Origin of the sequence: Microbacterium sp. HMWF026 (assembly GCF_003061325.1) — a bacterium.
Taxonomy (GTDB): Bacteria; Actinomycetota; Actinomycetes; order Actinomycetales; family Microbacteriaceae; genus Microbacterium; species Microbacterium testaceum_E.
In genome coordinates, this window is record NZ_QAJB01000164.1 from 10,003 (window position 1) to 11,740 (window position 1,738).

General features: G+C 73.1%; 1 protein-coding gene. It reads right to left on the reverse strand.

The features are described 5' to 3' along the window. On the reverse strand, positions 1 to 1,624 hold a 1,624-nt coding region (locus DBR36_RS06940), incomplete at its 3' end, for a DUF349 domain-containing protein (RefSeq protein ID WP_258222609.1). Positions 1,625 to 1,738 lie beyond the last annotated feature (114 nt).

Here is a 1,738-nt window from a genome sequence, read left to right on the forward strand (position 1 = left end):
GCCAGGTGCGGCGCGCCTCGAGGGCCTCGGCCGCCTGCTTCGCCGCCCGCTGGTCGCCGCGCGCCTCGGCCTCGGCCAGTTCGGCCTCGAGCTTGTCGATCGCGTCGGTCAGCTGGCGCGTCATGTCGTTCGCGCGCGCCTTCTGCTCGGGGTCGTTGCGCTTCCAGTCGGCGTCCTCGCGCGTGCGCACGCTCTGCTCGATCTTGCGCAGTTCGTCGTCGAGGGCGCGCTCCTTGTCGCGGGGGAAGATCCGGCCGATCTCGTCCCACTGACGCTGGATCGCGGTGAGCTTCTGCCGCGCCGTGGCGAGGTTCTTCTCGTCGACGATCGGGGCGGCCTGCTCGAGGAGCGCGCGCTTCTGTTCGATCTTCTCTTTCGAGGCCTCGGTCTCGGCCGACTCGCGTTCGATGCGCGCACCGTAGAGCGCGTCGCCGGCGGCCTTGAAGCGGGCCCACAGCGCGTCGTCGACCTTGCGACCGGCGCGGCCGGACGCCTTCCACGCGTCGAGCAGATCACGGTAGGCGCCGATGCCGTCCTCGCCGCGCGGGGCGAGGGCCTCGGCGCGCTCGACCAGGCGGGTCTTGACCTCGCGGGCGGCCTTGTGCGTCTCGTCGAGCGACGAGAAGAACTCGCGGCGGTGACGGTCGACGGTCGCGCGGGCGTCGCGGAAACGGCGCCACAGCTGCTGCGCGGTCGACTTGGACAGTCGCGGACCGTTCTGCTGGTGGGCCTGCCACCGGTCGAACAGCGCCGCCATGTCGGCGGTCATCTGCTTCCACTGCACCGTCTGCGGGTCGCGGGCGGCGAGGGCCTCGGCCTCTTCGACGATCGCGGTCCGCTCGCGCACGGCCTCTTCGGTCGCCTGCTTGGCCGCGACCGCCTCGGTCTCGCTCGCCTCGGCGAGCTCCGCCGTCAGCGCATCGACCCGGGCGATGAGCGCCGCGAGGTCGCCGACCGCGGCGGCACCGTCGAGCTTGGCGCGCAGAGCCTTGGCGGTGGATCGGAGATCGGATGCCGAGGCTCCGCCGCGACGGTGACGGGTCTCAACCAGGGTGACCTCGCCGGCCAGATCCGAGAACTTGCGCTGGAAGTAGGCGAGAGCCTCGGCGGGGGTGCCGTCGGGGTACTGGCCCACGACGCGCCAACCGTCGGCCTCGCGGACCGACACGGTGCCCTCGTCGTCGACGCGACCCCACGGCTCGGTAGCGGTCGACGACGCCGTCTTGCCGGGCGGCGGTCCCGGGACGCGAGCGCCGGGAGTCGGGCGCACGGCGGGCGAAGCGGCGGGCTGCGCGTCGGCCGGGGCTTCGGTGGCGGGCTCGTCGGCGACGGGCTCGTTCGGGGCGACTTCTTCGTCGGCGGGCTGCTCGGCGGTGTCGTCCGCGGCGTCGACGGCCGCGTGCTCGTCGCTCGCCTCTTCTCCGGCGGCGGCGTCAGCGTCGTCGCCGGAGGAGCCGGCATCCGTCGTCACGAGGTCATCGGCGGCGGCGGACGCCTCGACGACGGCGTCATCGCCGGTCGACGGGTCGACGCGATCGATCTCGGCGGCCGCGGAGGGATCGACCTCGGCGGCGTTCACGTCGTCGCGCGGGTCGGAGGTCTCGGAGGAAGGAACGGAAGACACGGATAGCACCTCATCGCGGCAGGACCGCCTGGGGGAGAAGGACTCTCCGAGCCTAGTACGGACGGCGGGCGCGACACAGGTGCGCGTACGCGAGATGTCAGGGCGCGGTGGACT